1 pseudogene is annotated in these 1,092 nt (G+C 48.6%); it reads left to right on the top strand.

The window, feature by feature from the left end:
• Positions 1–992: pseudogene (locus QZ375_RS14220) on the top strand (hypothetical protein); the annotation flags it as partial.
• Positions 993–1,092: the final 100 nt, after the last annotated feature.

The raw sequence follows: 1,092 nt of genomic DNA, 5'->3' as shown, positions 1-1,092 counted from the left end.
GATATGAGAATTATACCATAAATCAATTCAAAAGTCAATATGTCAGTACACTAGTGGGCGGTCTGATGGACAACGTCAGCACAATTCTGACGGCGGTCATTATGATCCTCATGACACTGGTAGATATGGTGATCCAGAATCTGCCTGTGTTGCTGGACGCAGCCATTCAGATCATTATGGCGATAGTCAACGGCATTGTGGACAATCTTCCCGATCTCATCAATGCGGCAATTGAAATGATCTTTGCCATTGTCAATGGACTGATTGAGCAGCTTCCGGCTCTGATTGATGCAGCCATTCAGATCGTGACGGCATTATTTGAAGGACTGATCGACAACTTACCCATGATTATTGAGGCAGCAATCAAGCTGATGTACGGGCTTTCCACCGGACTCATCAAAGCGATACCAGATCTTTTGAAAGCGATCCCGAAAATATGGGGTGCGATCTGGGATGCCCTCACCGGTGTGGACTGGTTGCAACTGGGCGTTGACATATTAAAAGGTATTGGAAATGGTCTGATCGACGGTATCAGCGGATTATTGGACACAGTTGGTGATGTCTGCGACAGTCTATGGAGCGGCTTCAAGGACTTTTTTGGGATTCATTCCCCATCAAAGCTGATGCGTGATACCGTCGGTAAGTTTTTGCTTCCCGGCGTTGCAGTAGGTATGGAAGATACAACAGATGATACGGCAGACGACCTGAACCGGTCGCTGGATGCCATGATGGACAAGGTAGATACTGACCGGCTGCAAATGCAGCTGGATTCTGCGGTACAGATGCAGGGTTATTCCGGCATCGGGACGGCAGTTCCGGCGGTACAGTACGATTCGCCGGCGAAAACCGCAGCGGAAGAATACCGACAGCCGCAGCAAAACGGGGATGGGGATATTATCATTCCGGTAAACATCGGTGGTACACAGCTGGAAACTGTAGTGGTCAAGGCGGCACAGATCGCAAATGCACGAAGCGGAGGGGAAACATTATGAGACTTGTGAATATCTGGGGAAAATCACCGAGGGGCACCTGGTCATGCAATGTCATTAACTTAAAACAGCCCTTGAATGGCAAGCAGAATGTCTGGAAGTA

The sequence above is a fragment of the Ruminococcus sp. genome (assembly GCF_019417665.1).
Taxonomy (GTDB): domain Bacteria; phylum Bacillota; class Clostridia; order Oscillospirales; family Ruminococcaceae; genus Ruminococcus_C.
This window is presented reverse-complemented; position numbering and strand designations above follow the sequence as displayed.